Source organism: Clostridium sp. (assembly GCF_032576335.1).
In the GTDB taxonomy this organism is placed as follows: Bacteria; Bacillota; Clostridia; order Oscillospirales; family Acutalibacteraceae; genus Faecalispora.
This window is the reverse complement of sequence record NZ_JAWFXC010000013.1, coordinates 21,203-35,597: the sequence shown is the minus strand read 5'-3', so window position 1 is coordinate 35,597 and position 14,395 is coordinate 21,203. Positions and strand designations below refer to the sequence as shown.

The 14,395-nt window shown below is 45.3% G+C and carries 12 protein-coding genes; 7 read left to right on the top strand and 5 right to left on the bottom strand.

Annotated features, from left to right (window positions below):
* Window positions 1-6: 6 nt before the first annotated feature.
* On the bottom strand, window positions 7-252 hold the full coding sequence (locus E7L17_RS12570) for a hypothetical protein (protein ID WP_242953575.1): 246 nt from the start codon (window positions 250-252) through the stop codon (window positions 7-9).
* Between the two features lie 179 nt (window positions 253-431).
* Between E7L17_RS12570 and E7L17_RS12565 the strand changes: the two genes are divergently transcribed.
* The 4 genes from E7L17_RS12565 to E7L17_RS12550 all read left to right on the top strand — a co-directional run bounded on the left by E7L17_RS12565 (window position 432) and on the right by E7L17_RS12550 (window position 5,390).
* Window positions 432-920 (top strand): metallophosphoesterase, encoded by a 489-nt coding sequence (locus E7L17_RS12565; protein ID WP_316323490.1) that lies wholly within the window; start codon window positions 432-434, stop codon window positions 918-920.
* Window positions 921-1,055: 135 nt separating this feature from the next.
* Entirely contained in the window at window positions 1,056-2,750 is a 1,695-nt protein-coding gene (locus tag E7L17_RS12560; RefSeq protein WP_316323489.1) for a phospho-sugar mutase, read from the top strand.
* 853 nt (window positions 2,751-3,603) lie between these two features.
* Window positions 3,604-4,089 carry a hypothetical protein gene (locus tag E7L17_RS12555; protein WP_316323488.1) on the top strand — a complete coding sequence of 162 codons (486 nt, stop codon included), beginning with the start codon at window positions 3,604-3,606 and terminating at the stop codon, window positions 4,087-4,089.
* A gap of 92 nt (window positions 4,090-4,181) precedes the next feature.
* Entirely contained in the window at window positions 4,182-5,390 is a 1,209-nt protein-coding gene (locus E7L17_RS12550) for a cofactor-independent phosphoglycerate mutase (RefSeq protein ID WP_316323487.1), read from the top strand.
* A gap of 78 nt (window positions 5,391-5,468) precedes the next feature.
* On the opposite strand, the gene E7L17_RS12545 is transcribed toward E7L17_RS12550, so the two are convergent.
* A complete protein-coding gene (locus E7L17_RS12545; protein WP_316323486.1) occupies window positions 5,469-6,212 on the bottom strand; it encodes an MBL fold metallo-hydrolase in 744 nt (247 codons plus the stop codon).
* A gap of 368 nt (window positions 6,213-6,580) precedes the next feature.
* Between E7L17_RS12545 and E7L17_RS12540 the strand changes: the two genes are divergently transcribed.
* The 3 genes from E7L17_RS12540 to E7L17_RS12530 are packed head-to-tail and all read left to right on the top strand — an operon-like array spanning window position 6,581 to window position 10,295.
* Window positions 6,581-8,314 carry an HlyD family efflux transporter periplasmic adaptor subunit gene (locus E7L17_RS12540; protein ID WP_316323485.1) on the top strand — a complete coding sequence of 578 codons (1,734 nt, stop codon included), beginning with the start codon at window positions 6,581-6,583 and terminating at the stop codon, window positions 8,312-8,314.
* Complete coding sequence (locus tag E7L17_RS12535; protein ID WP_316323484.1) at window positions 8,314-9,048, top strand: ABC transporter ATP-binding protein; 735 nt, start codon at window positions 8,314-8,316, stop codon at window positions 9,046-9,048. Before E7L17_RS12540 ends, E7L17_RS12535 begins: the two co-directional genes overlap by 1 nt.
* A complete protein-coding gene (locus tag E7L17_RS12530) occupies window positions 9,045-10,295 on the top strand; it encodes an ABC transporter permease (protein WP_316323483.1) in 1,251 nt (416 codons plus the stop codon). The genes E7L17_RS12535 and E7L17_RS12530 overlap by 4 nt, the downstream gene beginning before the upstream one ends.
* A gap of 623 nt (window positions 10,296-10,918) precedes the next feature.
* On the opposite strand, the gene E7L17_RS12525 is transcribed toward E7L17_RS12530, so the two are convergent.
* From E7L17_RS12525 to E7L17_RS12515, 3 genes are read right to left on the bottom strand one after another with little or no spacing between them, the layout of a single operon-like run.
* Window positions 10,919-11,176 carry a hypothetical protein gene (locus E7L17_RS12525; protein ID WP_316323482.1) on the bottom strand — a complete coding sequence of 86 codons (258 nt, stop codon included), beginning with the start codon at window positions 11,174-11,176 and terminating at the stop codon, window positions 10,919-10,921.
* A complete protein-coding gene (locus E7L17_RS12520; protein WP_316323481.1) occupies window positions 11,173-12,714 on the bottom strand; it encodes an aromatic amino acid ammonia-lyase in 1,542 nt (513 codons plus the stop codon). The genes E7L17_RS12525 and E7L17_RS12520 overlap by 4 nt, the downstream gene beginning before the upstream one ends.
* Window positions 12,695-14,332: a BCCT family transporter gene (locus E7L17_RS12515; protein ID WP_316323480.1), complete on the bottom strand. Its 1,638-nt coding sequence runs from the start codon at window positions 14,330-14,332 to the stop codon at window positions 12,695-12,697. Before E7L17_RS12515 ends, E7L17_RS12520 begins: the two co-directional genes overlap by 20 nt.
* Window positions 14,333-14,395 lie beyond the last annotated feature (63 nt).

Sequence of the window (14,395 nt, the reverse complement as noted above, 5' to 3'; positions counted from 1 at the left end):
CTTTACTTATTTCTTACCGTTTAATCGGCGCATTAAATCTTGTGCCTGTGGTGAGCTAATTAGCTTTTGAATCGCTTGCTGATCATTTAGCACTTTTTGTAGAGCGGCTGCGTCGTTTGGGTTCATATTCTGCATTAAACCGGCTAAATTGCCGCTGGCGGCTTGCTGTTGTATTTCCTCCGGGCTCTTGCCAAGGTGCTGTGCCAGCATGTTTAGCAGGACCTGCTTATCGTTGGATTGATTCGATTGCATTGTTATCACCCCTTTTCCTATCATATGAATCATTGGTTCGGGATATGAAAACGAAAACTGTGTGGACACGTTAAAATCTCTGTTTTTTCTGCAAGTAATATTATTTTATTCTCTCAAAGCAAAGAAGTTACAATCTGTCGAGCGTGGACAAAGCAGAACACATCAATCAAAGGAACAAAATGAAGGGAGTTACCATGAGAATCTTAGTTATGTCAGATACACACGGGGATCAGCACACCTTGCATCGGGTGATTTTGTCACAGCCAAAAGCAGAAGTAATCATCCATTTGGGAGATGGCTGCGATGATATAGAGGACGAACGCTACTTGTACCCCGATAAAATGTTCTTGCAGGTTCGTGGCAATTGCGATTGGTGCTCTGCTCTTCCTCCACTGGGTGAAATTCAGTTAGAGAACCGCAAGATTTTTTATACACATGGTAATTTGCATAGCGTTAAATACTCATTGGATGAAATCAAACTCGCGGCTCGTTTGCAAAAAGCAAACATCTTGCTGTTTGGGCATACGCATGTGCCGTACACGGAGTACGAGAATGGCTTATATATCATGAACCCCGGCTCACTGCGAGGGGCAGATGCGAGCTATGGTATTGTAGACATAACACCGCAGGGAGTTGTAACAAATATAATTCGTGCAAACGGTAAATAAGAGCGGAGTAAAAAGAGGGGAAGTCCTGTTTAGTACCACCTTGTTTCGCATTGACAAAACGGTGTGCCGATGCTACTCTATGGGTATAGAAATTAACGTCTTTAAGTCGGGCGAAAGGAAAGGAACGTACCAGATATGACAGAATATGAGAGATGGCGCAATACCCCTTTGGAAGACCCGAAGCTGACCCAAGAATTGGAAGAAATTGCTGATCAGCCGGAGGAGATTAACGACCGGTTTTACCGCAACTTGGAGTTTGGTACGGCTGGCTTGCGCGGTGTGCTCGGCGCAGGTACCAACCGGATGAATATTTACACGGTTCGCAAGGCAACGCAAGGGCTGGCAAATTACTTAAAAAAGAAAAAGACCGGCGGCTCGGTAGCCATTGCGCATGACAGCCGTATTAATTCTGAGCTGTTTGCAAGGGAAGCAGCAGGAGTTTTAGCGGCTAGCGGCATTACGGCACACCTCTACCCAGAGCTGATGCCCACGCCCGCATTGTCCTTCGCAGTGCGTTATCTGCACTGCGATGCAGGCATTAATATTACAGCCAGCCATAACCCCGCAAAATACAACGGTTATAAAACATACGGCAGTGACGGCTGCCAAATCGCACTGGAAATGGCAGACCGTGTACTGGATGAAATTAATAATCTCGATATTTTTAGTGATGTAAAACATATCTCTTATGAGGAAGGCGTTCAAAACGGCCTGATTCAGATCATCCCCCAAAGGGTAACGGATGCGTACATTGAAGCCGTAAAAGGGCAGAGCCTTCTGCACGATGTGGACGGCGGCCTAAAAGTGGTGTATACGCCTCTAAATGGAGCGGGGCGCATGTGTGTTACACGTGTTTTAAGTGAAATTGGGTTTAACGATGTCACGCTTGTTGCCGAACAAGCAGAGCCGGACGGGAACTTCCCGACCTGCCCTTACCCAAATCCGGAGTTCCGCGAGGCCTTGCAAAAGGGCTTGGAGCTCAGTGAGCGGTTGCAGCCCGATTTGCTTTTGGCAACTGACCCAGACAGTGACCGCGCAGGTGTTGCGGTTCGCCATAATGGGGAGTTTGTGCTCATCAACGGCAACGAGATGGGCGTTCTTCTGCTCGATTTCGTCGCCCGTATGCGCCGTAAAAATGGTACGATGCCGGAACACCCTGCGGCAATAAGTACAATTGTAAGCACCGATTTAAACGAAGCCGTTACCGCCGAATATGGCATTGAGCTTTTCAAGGTTCTTACCGGCTTTAAGTTTATTGGCGAAAAAATTGGGGAGCTGGAAGCCAAAGGACAGGAGCACCGCTTTATTTTTGGTTACGAAGAAAGCTATGGGTATATGTCTGGCAGCTATGTGCGTGATAAGGACGCTGTAAACGCCAGCTTGCTGATATGTGAAATGGCACTTGATTACAAACGCAAGGGAAAAACCCTGGTAGATGCTATGAATGATTTGTACCAAAAGCATGGCTATTATATCAATGACCTGCTTAACTTCGTGTTTGAAGGGCAGGATGGTATGAATAAGATGGCCGCTATGATGGATGCTCTGCGAAAAGAAGCCCCCGGCCAAATTGCAGGCTTTGATGTAGTTGGCCACAGCGATTACGAAACTCGCATTTGCTTCGATGGCGACACACAGACCCCTATTGACCTGCCAAAATCCAATGTACTGGAATACCGTATGGAAAACGGCTGCAAGTTGATGGTGCGTCCCTCTGGTACAGAACCAAAGATTAAAGTATACCTATCCGCTTGTGGTTCGAACCGTGAAGAAGCTCTCGCACTCACAGAGAAGCTGAAAGAAGCGGCTCCCAAGCTGTTAGGAATTTAATTGTTAAAATTTTGTTTATATTGTGTAAAATTCTCGCTAAAGTATTGACATATTAGATAGGCGGAGTTATACTATAAACAAGTTATACAGGACAAGACAAACGGAGTCTGCGCGATATATTCGAATTAGCGCCATGCGAAAGCATACCGAGCCGGCATTCGGCCGGAACGGGCAGGCCTGTATAATGCAATGAAAATGTTGCAGCTAGGAGGAATCCTAGCTGCTTTTTGTTTCATATTTTATAAAACTAAAAATTTGCAATAAAATAAAATTGGTTCTTGTTTATTTGTTAAATACAAGTAAAATTTTAAATAGAGTATTGACAAATAGGATAAGTAGAGTTATACTATAAACAAGTTATACAGGACAAGACAAACGAGGTCTGCGCGATATATTGGAATTAGCGCCTGCAAAAGCATACCAAACCGGCATTCGGTTGGGGCGGTAAGGTCTGTATAATCTACATGCTGATTTAGCAGTTAAGAGAAATCTTAACTGCTTTTTTGTTTTATAAAGAATATCTAGATATTTTGCCCTTAGTTTTGTTTTTCGTTTTTAAACTTAAATGAATGAAGATAAATATAAGAGGAAGCAAACGCGGAGCAGCCCATATTGGCCGTAATAAGGGCTTTCCAGTAGCAGTGGGTTATGCCCGCAAATAAAACCCCACCGATGGCGTTGGTGGGGTTTTATTATGTTCGGGCTTTTTGTTGTTTTCAAAGCAGAGGAAACGTTCCTTTCTATTGCCGAGGCAATGCCACAGGTAGTATAATAACAAGTATAGTAGAAATTGCATTAGAGCTGATTCAAATATAGCGGGCAAGCAAGACCCGCACAGAACGGAGAATAAGGAATGGATGGCTTTCGGAATTGGACGCTTACGGTAAATGGCGAACCCCATGAGGTCGGTATTCGGTTTGGGCTGTTTCGTGCAACCGTACATGTGGATGGTCAACGGCGTGCGGCAAAGAGCAAAAATATGTTTGTACGGGTAATCGATGAAGATGTATCGGTAGATGGAACCGATATTCACATTATCGCTATGGGGAACCGGGTGGATGTAGCGGTGGATGGAATCTATTTAAAATCAGGGAAGCCGTATACCTCCCTTACGCAAATTCCCATTTGGGCTACGGTGATGGTGCCGGTATTAATGGCTGTCGGCCTCTTTTCGTTTGGGGTACTGGGGTTTGCTTTGGGGCTTTTGGCGGGTGTGTTTGCACTCCATCACTCGGTTCCTGTGGCAGGGAAAAGCAGGCTGCCGTTGTGTGCAGTGATTTATGTGGTTACATTCGCTCTTCAAATTGCTGGTGGAATTTACTCTCATACTTGGCTTTAACGACAAAATATTTGAAAACAGAAATCGATTATGTTAGAATAGACTAAGTTAGATGGAATATTTAAATCATCATACAGAAGGGACAACTCTCCATGAAATACGTAGTTTTGTTGTGCGATGGAATGGCGGACTATCCGGTGGAGGAGCTGGGTGGTAAGACCCCCATGCAGGCCGCTCATAAGCCCTATATGGATTCTCTTGCAAAGAAAGCGCAGGTCGGCTTGGTGAAAACGGTGGCGGACCATTTAAAGCCCGGTAGCGATGTTGCAAACCTCTCGGTTTTGGGGTACGACCCCGCCGTGTATTATACTGGCCGTTCTCCTCTGGAGGCAGGAAGTATTGGCATTGATATGAAGCCAACGGATGTATCTTTCCGCTGTAATTTGGTTACCCTTTCGGATGAACCGGAGTACGCCGACAAGACGATTTTGGACTACTGTGCCGATGATATTTCTACCGAAGAGGCCGAGGTGCTTATCGCGTATTTGGCTGAGCATTTCGACAACGAGGAATTTAAGCTGTACAGCGGCGTAAGCTACCGCCACTGCCTGATTTGGAACGGTGGCACGCTGGAGATTGGCACCTTAACCCCCCCGCACGATATTACCGGCAAGCCGATTCGGGAGTACATACCCGCACACCCCAATGCGGCAAAGCTGTATGATATGATGGTGAAATCGTACGACCTGCTCAAAGACCATCCGGTAAATCAGGCACGTGTTGCTCGCGGCCAGCGCCCGGCAAATAGCATGTGGCTGTGGGGTGAGGGCGTTCGTGCGCAGCTTTCTGCATTTGAAGAAAAGTTCGGACTGAAAGGCTCTATGATTTCTGCGGTGGATTTGCTCAAGGGCATTGGTAAATTCTCCGGCATGAACGTGGTGCACGTTGAGGGAGCGACCGGTTATATTGACACCAACTTTGAGGGAAAAGCGCAGGCGGCAATGGATGAGCTGGCAAATGGGCAGGATTTTGTATACATCCATGTAGAGGCTCCAGATGAATGTGGACACCGCCACGAAATTGAGAACAAGGTAAAGTCGATTGAATATATCGATAGCCGTATTTTAAAGGGACTGCTCGAAAATTTAGAGCAATACGAGGATTACAGCATACTGGTGGTGCCGGATCACCCAACACCACTGGCTTTGCGTACGCATACCAATGACCCCGTACCGTTCCTCATTTACCGCAAAGACCAGCCGACAACCGGAGTAGAGTGCTTCTCCGAGGAATCTGCGGCAGCAACCGGCTTGCGTATTGACACAGGCCATTTGCTAATGGAAAAATTTATAAAGGGTTAATTTCGCCTTAGGCGATTTTTCCCGGTAAAAAAGCGCGGAAGGGAAAGTCTCCCTCACGCGCTTTTGTATCATTCTTTGTTAGTCAAGGCAAAATGATTGACCGCTATGGGTAATGACTTCAACCTTGTTAAGGTATTCCTTTGCTTGTGGCTGACGGTTCAGCCAGTCAAATACCTCGTATTGGTCACGAAAATGCATGGGCACAACGTGTTGGGTATGTGTAGAACGCATGAAATAATCCAAGCCTTTCCAGTACGTTGCCTCCAGCCGTCCATCCAGCGGTACAAATGCTAAATCAATGTGCTCACCGGCAATGCAGTCGATTTGCTGCTTGTAATCTTGCTCCATTTGGCGGCGGTATGCAGTGCTTTCGCCTTCCCAATCCCAAAAGTTCAAATCGCCTGCATGGTAAATGGTACCCTCGGGCATGCGAATCAAGAACGCGACCCCTTGGTCGGTAGAGAGAAGGGTGCGAATGGTAAGCCCATTCCACTCATACTGTTTGCCAGCTTGTACGGTTAAAATCTGCTCACTGGTAAAACCCGGCGTAAAGGGCACGTCATCAGAAATTACAAAATGAACGTTTGAAATTTTATTCTTAATTAAAAAAATACTTTTATCAAAATGGTCATAATGTGCGTGGGAAACAAATACCGTTAACGGCAGCCCAAAATCACGGATTTGTTCCAGGTCAAGTTTGCCAGACTCCAGCGAACCAACTTTCGGCTCACCCACATAAGGATAATAATCAAATAAAAAGCATTGTGTTTCTGTCTTTAAAACAAAGGAACTGTTATACAAATACCATCCTTGCAGCTTCATAAATGTCACCTTTTTCCATCTTTTTACTGCAATCGTATGCAGTCTTGTTCACCAATTTATTGAATTGAGGCTATTTTACCATAAAAATGCCTTAGGGGAAACAGAACCTTTATACAAACTACTGTTTTATATTGTTTCCAGTGTAATAACCTTGACTTTAGAAAAATATAAAATTATTATATATTTAATCTCATTAACAATTTTGTTTTCAGTAACATGCAAAATTATGACTATTCTGTAAAATTCTGAAGAATAGAGCCTTTGGATATGAAATCGATTGATTTTATTTCAACATTGGTGTATTATTGTACTAATAAAATAATACAACTTGAGTAGGGTTTCTCATTTTTCCATTGGAGGATTACGCCGTGAAAAAAAAGAAAATACTTATTATTGCGGGAGTCGTAGTGGTTGGAATTGCGGCTGCGTATGCCCTTTTCTCTCCCAAAGGCCCTGTGGCAACACCTGTGCAAACAGAGACCTTGGCACAGCAAACATTGCGCGGTACCGTTGAGGCCAGCGGTAATGTGCAAAGTACAGATTCCGTTTACGTTTACGCTGAGGTTTCAGCGCCAATTAAAAGCGTGCCGGTAAAGGTAGGAGATAAAGTGACAGCCGGCCAACTGTTAGCCAAGCTGGATGAAACAGACCTACATAACAACTTACAGCAAAAGCAGATTGCTCTTCGCACCGGTACCCAAAGCTCGCAGCAGCGAATTCAAATTGCAGAGAAAAGCTACCAGGATGCGAAAAACAATCTGGATCAAGGGCTGAATACTCAGATAAATGCCGCGCAAGACCAGGTGACCAATACTCAGCGCACGCTTAGCAAAGCGATTGATGACCGAGATGTGAATCAGGCTCGTGTCGATCAAGAAATGAAAAACCAGTTGGTGTCTGCAAATGCCGCTCTCGATACGGCAAAGAGTGCCTATGAGCGTGCAAGTAAGGAATACAACGATGCTAAGAAAGAGTTTAAAGACCGCCTTAAAGACCTCAAAGATGATCTGAAAGATTTAAAGAATCGGAAAGAAAGTCAGGAACTGATTGATGCAAAGCAAAAGGAAATTGACGACTTTGAGGAAGAAAACGGAATCACAAATGAGAACACCGGTTTCAAATCTTTAAAAGTACTGCGTCAAGCCCAAGAAGATGCTCAGCTTGCTTACAACAATGCACAAAAATCTCTTAATGCCGCCTCTATCGACGCAAAGAACGCGTCTACAGATAAGATGAAGAATTATGTGAAAGCAGTTGAGGATGCTCAGCTTTCTTACGACAGCGCCGTACGCTCTTTGGAGGCCGCGCAAACTGCTGCCAATCAATCCATTAACAGCGCAAAGGATGCCGTTAACTCTGAAAAGATTGCGGCAAACACCGAATCTCTTCAGGCTGATATTCGCACGCTGAACGATAACCTGAAGAAATGCACAGTAACAGCGCCTACCTCTGGCACCGTTACCGCTGTGTATGCGGAGGAAAATGCAACCGCAAATGGTCTTATGTTTACCATTGAGAATACACAGGGCCTGCAGGTAAAGGTAAAAGTGAAAGAATATGACCTTACTTCCGTGAAAGAGGGAATGAAGGCTATTGTTACCGCAGACGCCACAGGCAGTGTGGAATATGAAGGCATTGTGCAGAAAATCGCCCCTGCGGCGGTTGGCGCTGGCTCATCAAAATCCACTGCAGCGGCCGCAACTACTACAAACAATAACGTAGAATTTGAGGCAGAGGTTCTTATTCAAACCCCCAACACACCTCTGCGAATTGGTATGACTGCCAAGGCGAAGATTATTACGCAGGAGAGATCCAGTGTTCTGGCGGTGCCCTATGATGCACTCACCACGAATGAGAAGGGGCAGACGATTGTATATACCCCGCAAAAACAGTCAGATAATACGTATCAGGCAGTAGCAATTCCGGTAACGACGGGTGTGGAAACTGACTTGGCCATTGAAATTACCGGTGAGGGGCTCACCTCTGGAATGCCGGTTATTACGGACGCGAAATCCATGTCTCCCGGAATGCTTATTACAGTGACGAACGGCGCCTCCGCTTTGGCAGACGCGGTGAGCGGGGCATCCGGGGAGGCGTCGTAATGAGCAGGAATACCATCATTGAAATGCACAACATTGTAAAAACGTATTACCTCGGCACCCCGAATGAGCTGGAGATTCTGCACGGAATTGATTTAACAGTTTACGAAGGCGAGTTTGTTTCGATTGTTGGTGCGTCCGGCTCTGGTAAATCGACACTGATGAACCTGATTGGCGCGCTGGACCGCCCCACTGCCGGAGAGTACGAGCTAGACGGCGTTCCAATACGAGAAATGCCGAGTAACCAGCTTTCCGATATTCGAAATCGAAAAATTGGTTTTGTGTTTCAAACCTTTAACCTCATTCCGCGCTCTACTTCAATTGGTAATGTGGAACTGCCCATGTTGTATGCAGGGGTACCCCATTCCCAGCGGATAAAGCGGGCAAAGGAGCTGTTAGAGCTCGTTGAGATGTCGGAGCGCGGGAAGCATATGCCAAACGAGCTTTCCGGCGGACAAAAACAGCGTGTGGCGATTGCCCGTGCTATGGCAAACGACCCTGCCCTTATTTTGGCGGATGAGCCTACGGGTGCGCTTGATAGTGCTACCGGGCGTTTGGTTATGGATTTGTTCCATACCCTGCATGAAAAACAGAAAAAGACAATCGTGCTTATTACGCATAACCAAGAGCTGGCGGAGGAAACGGATCGCATCATCACCATCCGCGACGGATACATCGTAAGCGATGTGGATAACCGGGATCGTGCTCGCCTCCCAGAAGAGGAGGCGGCAGTATGAATCTAATGGAAAATGTTCGCCTAGCAGTAGCGGGCCTTATCTCAAATAAGATGCGTGCACTGCTTACAATGCTCGGCATTATTATTGGTATTGGTTCGGTTATTGCGATTTCATCTGTTGGTAAGGCAATGACTAGTTCCGTAAGCGAAGCGCTTGAAACCTTCGGAATTACGAATATTCAGGTTTATGTATCTCCCAAAGATAATGCAAGAAGCATGTCTATGGATGAAGAAGACATGATTACCGATGAAATGCTGGACAGATACGTGGAGCGGTACGGCGACCGAATCAACGGAATAGGCCTTACCCGCAGTGTTGGTTCCGGTACGATTAAGTTTCGAGGGGAAACCTATAAGGTAGATGTTTCAGGAGTAAACGCTGGTGCTTCGATTACCAAAAATGTGAAAATCAAAAGCGGCCGGTTTATTACAGACCGCGACGCGAAACGGGGTAATAATCTGGCAGTTATTTCTGAAAAGCTCGCTGTGCTCTTATTTCCCGGGGATCCCAATCCTTTGGGTAAGGAGATAAAGGTATCTCTCGATTCAGGGCGTGAGACCGTAACCATCATTGGAATTTATGAGGACGCAAGCGTTGAAAGCGGCACCATGCAAATGATGATGGGGCAGAGTGATACTACTAATATGTATTTACCATTGGCTGCGGCCACACGGATTGCTAATTCTGACGATGGATACAGCACTTTTATGGTAAGCGCACTGATGGGGTCGAACTACGCGAAGATTACAGCGGACACTATGGATTTTTTTAATAATAATTATTACTCTAAAAATGAAAAAGTTATGATTCGTGCGGTCAGCCTTGATTCTGAGCTTTCTGAAATGAATAATATATTAAGTACCATGTCTCTTGCCATTGCGGTAATTGCAGGTATTTCGCTCTTAGTTGGTGGTATTGGCGTTATGAATATTATGTTAGTATCGGTAACGGAGCGTACACGCGAAATTGGTATTCGCAAGGCATTGGGTGCAAAAGACAGCGCAATTCGCATTCAGTTTATTGTGGAATCGATGATTATTTGCGTGATAGGTGGTATTTTGGGTATTATAACCGGCGGTGCGCTTGGGTATTTGGGTGGTATTTTAATTAAGCACCCGGTTGTGCCCACCATTAGCTCTATTGTAGTGGCGGTTGGGTTCTCAATGGCGATTGGCTTGTTCTTCGGCTATTACCCGGCGAACAAGGCTGCAAAGCTAGACCCCATAGAGGCACTGCGTTACGAATAAAAAAGGAAGCTAAGTTCTTTGAGCGAAAAAACCCTCTTCTAAACGGAAGAGGGTTTTCTTTACAAGCGAGCGGCTGACATGAAGAGGCACTCCAGATATGGTGAAAGACTTATTAGCCAATTAAAAAAATACATATAAATAATATATAAAAATATTTAATTTTTTGAAATAAAAGTATTTACATTGCCTTTTAAATGTGCTTTAATATTATTGGAAGTAATTATGACGATTTGCAAATTACTTCCCCTCCATATGCTCATGGGGTATTTTACTACTGATTTAATGTAATATAAAAAATGCTTTTTACGGAAATCCACAAAACTTAGGGTGCTACCATAACAAGCGATATCAACTATATCGAACACAGCTGATTATCGGAAAGTATTTCTAACATTATAAGCAGGGGAACCATCACTCTCTCTATACAAGGGTATGATGGAGTTATAATGGAATAGTATACTGAGACAAAGGCTATTGTTATGGAAATGTATTCTTCAAAACGAGGATAGGTGTTCATCACCTATCCTCGTTTTGCATTAATGGTAATCTTCTCATGGGTAAGGAGAAGCTTGCAACGCAAAAAAAGCATCATCAGATATGGTGATGCTTTTTTATGGAAGCTGTTATTTGCAAAAATCCTTGATACGATATTTAGCGCGCAGCAAAGCAATCAGCCCCCATGAAATAGAAAGAGTCGGCATACTGGCAATCAGGATGGCCCGAATGGGGGAGATTTCTGTAAAACAGATTGGTCCGAAAAAAATCATGAATGTAATCAGCATAAGCAGAATTAGAACAATTTTTTCCTTTTTAGTGTTTGGTGGAGTCAAAAAGATTTTGACCAAATCCATTTTTACGATTTGCTGTGCTTCTTTTTTCATAATAATGACCTCCCAATCGCTTGTTCGGCGAGTTCAGCCAGTCTTCCGGAATGGATGAATTCTCGCAAATATTCAATGTGAGGATGCAGGAAGATATCTTGATCAATCGTAGGTACATGTTGACTAATTTCAGCCAAAATTTGTGCGGTAACTGGGCTGCGAGCAAGTGATTCATCGATGAACACCTGCGATTCATAAGCAGAGAGAAGCTCAATAGCGAGAATGTATTCCAGCTTTTCTGCAATTAGAATCGATTTTTTTGCAGCATTATAGCCCATCGCCACATAATCCTCTTGATTACCGCAGGTAGGAGTATTATCGATTGTAGCGGGAGTTGAGAGAATTCGCATATCGTTTAAAAGACCAGCCTGCGTGTACTGCGGAATCATCAAACCGGAGTTTAGGCCGGGATTTTTAATGAGAAACCATGGACTACCGGAGAGTGTTTCATCGATCATTCGATTGTTGCGGCGCTCCGACATTTTAGCAAGGCAGGTTGCTGCAATGCAGGCGCTGTCCATTTCCATTCCCACATAGGAGGAATCTGGATTACAAGCGGAAATAACATCTTCTTCTCCTGGTTTGCTCCATATAATGGGGTTATCACAACAGGCGTTGATTTCAATCTCAATGGTTGTGCGGGCATCAAGAAGATTTTTTTTGGAGGAACCGTGAAGCTGTGGGACACAACGAAGAGAAAGTGCATCTTGAATGCGGGCGTTTTTGAAATGTTCAATAACCTCAGAACCTACCAGAAGTTCACGAATATTAGCTGCGGTTTCTTTCTGGTGCGGGTGGGGGCGAACCTGCATGACTCGATCATCAAAAGCTTGAATTAATCCTTTGGAGGCTTCCAATGTGATGGCGGCTATGACATCCGCTGACTTTGCCGCATTGAGCAGGTCGTATAGGGAAAGAGAAGCCAATGCTGTAACAGAGGTTGTTCCCGAAACCAGTGCAAGCCCTTCTTTTGAGCTAAGCTCTATCGGTTCAATCCCCGCTGCAGCTAGCGCTTGAGAACCCTGCAGCAGGCTGCCATTCCAATATGCCTTACCTTCACCAAGTAGTACCAGAGCCATGTGTGCCTCTGGGCACAGGTATCCCACAGAGCCTTCACGGGGAATCCAAGGAATGAGATTGCAGTTAAGGAATTCACGGTATTTTTCTAGTATTAAAAGACGAACCCCGCTGTAACCTTGCCCTAAGTTTTGCAGAACCATCAGCATGGTTGCCCGCGCTTGCTCCGGGGTAAAGGGTTCCCCCACGGAGGTAGAGTGAGAAAGAATGATATTACGTTGTAACTTTGCCGTTTCTTCCTTTGTAATCGCTTTGGTGCATAGAGCCCCAAAGCCAGTGGTAACGCCGTACATAATGCGGTTTTCGTCCACCCATTTTTCCACGAGGGCGCGGGAACGGTTGACCCGTTCCCGATATTCCTCAGAAAATTCCACTTTTGCTCCGTGGCGTGCTACAGCAATAACGTCTTCAAGTGTAAGCGTGCCTCCCAGAATAACCGGTTTATGATAAGTTTTCTGCACAGACTTGCTCCTTTCCGGCCTCTTGGTCAGGTTCTTCCACCATATCTACACTTTCTACAATATCTTCCCGTGTTCTTTTGTCTAGGAAGAATACTTTAAACGTAGAGGCAACCTGAAGAACATAGACAAACAATACGGCAAATCCGCCGCAGGCCGCAAGGTATTTTACACCGTCAACGCCTTGTTCACCGCCTCCAAACGCCACCATAATAGCAGCAATTAGACCGATGGTAACACCCCAAAGGATTTTTAGCCAAGTGGCAGGCTCTTCGTCGTGGCGAGATTCTTTGGTGCAAATGGAAGAAATTGTAGTTGCCATGCCGTTTGCGGTGTTGGCGTACTCCGCAATCAAAGTAATAATTACAATTGGGATAAATATGACGCTTAAGGGTATGTGTTTTAAGAATTCCCACATGCCGGCTACCGCACCGTTCTGCTGAATGATGGATACCATGTCTGCAACACCGGTGGTCTGCCAGTCAAGAGCAGTTGCGCCCCAAATGCTGAACCACACTATACTGAAAACGGAGGGTGCAATCCAGTTTACAACAAGGAACTGCCGAATGGTGCGCCCGTAAGAGATGATTGCAAAGAAAATACCCATAAGAGGCGCGTAGGCAATCCAAATTGCCCAGTCGTACATTGTCCACCAAGTGACCAATGCCTCGCCGCCCATGACGTAGGGGTCAAAACCCCAAGACCAGAAGTGGTCGAGCCAGTAGCCCATACCAACGTTCATCATGTTCAGAATGTAAAGAGTTGGCCCGATTAGAATGAGGGCGGCTACCAAGCCGTAAAAGATTTTTGAAGTTAAGTCAGCCAGCCATTTAATTCCTTTATCAATACCTTGAACTGAAGAGACGGTAAACGCTACGGTAATCACGGTTGCAAGTGCAAACCAGAGGATGGGCCCCTGTGCAATGCCGTAGGCTGATTGTAAGCCGCTGCCTACCAGTGCAAGACCAGCACCCAGGGAAGAGGCCAAGCCAAGAACAATAGCCAGAACGGATAAAGTGTCGATTACATCGCGAGCAAGACCACGAGTTACTTTCGGCCCGAATAGGGGGGTAAGGGAAGCAGATACCGAAAGCTCCTGCTCACGGTTAAAGTACAAATACGCAATGAGCACGCCGGAAAGCGCGTACATGGCGTACGGCACAAATGACCAGTTATAGAACACACGACCCATTGCAAAATAGGCAGCTTCGGGTGAGCCGGGCTTAATTCCTGATGCAGTAAGCTCACCATAGATGTTACCAAAATAAATGAGCGGCTCATTGGCACCATATGTAATGAGTCCCGTTGCAATTCCTGCGGTAAGTATCATTGCAAACCAAGAAGCAAACGAGTACTTGGCTTTGGCCTGTGGGCCGCCAAAACGAATATTACCAATTTTAGAAAAAGTCATAATCGCAATCATAATGAGAGTAAACATTGCAATTAGTTGGTAAAGCCATGCGAAGTTCTTGAGGGACCATTCGAAAACAGTATAAGTTGCACTGGTAAGCCATTCGTTATTAATTAGGCCAAGTAATGCCGCTCCGCCTGTAATAACAAATGAGGGAACAAAAACCCCTAGCCGAAGAGGTTTGCGTATTTTGGTGTCTGTTTCTTTCATGCTATTTTCCTCCTTTGAAGTGACCTGTGTACCCTCCGTCAATACCCGCGCGCGATATTTTTG

Coding starts and splice junctions, on each gene's coding strand:
- E7L17_RS12570 (WP_242953575.1), bottom strand. CDS start 252: ATGCAATCGAATCAATCCAACGATAAGCAGGTCCTGCTAAACATGCTG.
- E7L17_RS12565 (WP_316323490.1), top strand. CDS start 432: ATGAAGGGAGTTACCATGAGAATCTTAGTTATGTCAGATACACACGGG.
- E7L17_RS12560 (WP_316323489.1), top strand. CDS start 1,056: ATGACAGAATATGAGAGATGGCGCAATACCCCTTTGGAAGACCCGAAG.
- E7L17_RS12555 (WP_316323488.1), top strand. CDS start 3,604: ATGGATGGCTTTCGGAATTGGACGCTTACGGTAAATGGCGAACCCCAT.
- E7L17_RS12550 (WP_316323487.1), top strand. CDS start 4,182: ATGAAATACGTAGTTTTGTTGTGCGATGGAATGGCGGACTATCCGGTG.
- E7L17_RS12545 (WP_316323486.1), bottom strand. CDS start 6,212: ATGAAGCTGCAAGGATGGTATTTGTATAACAGTTCCTTTGTTTTAAAG.
- E7L17_RS12535 (WP_316323484.1), top strand. CDS start 8,314: ATGAGCAGGAATACCATCATTGAAATGCACAACATTGTAAAAACGTAT.
- E7L17_RS12530 (WP_316323483.1), top strand. CDS start 9,045: ATGAATCTAATGGAAAATGTTCGCCTAGCAGTAGCGGGCCTTATCTCA.
- E7L17_RS12525 (WP_316323482.1), bottom strand. CDS start 11,176: ATGAAAAAAGAAGCACAGCAAATCGTAAAAATGGATTTGGTCAAAATC.
- E7L17_RS12515 (WP_316323480.1), bottom strand. CDS start 14,332: ATGAAAGAAACAGACACCAAAATACGCAAACCTCTTCGGCTAGGGGTT.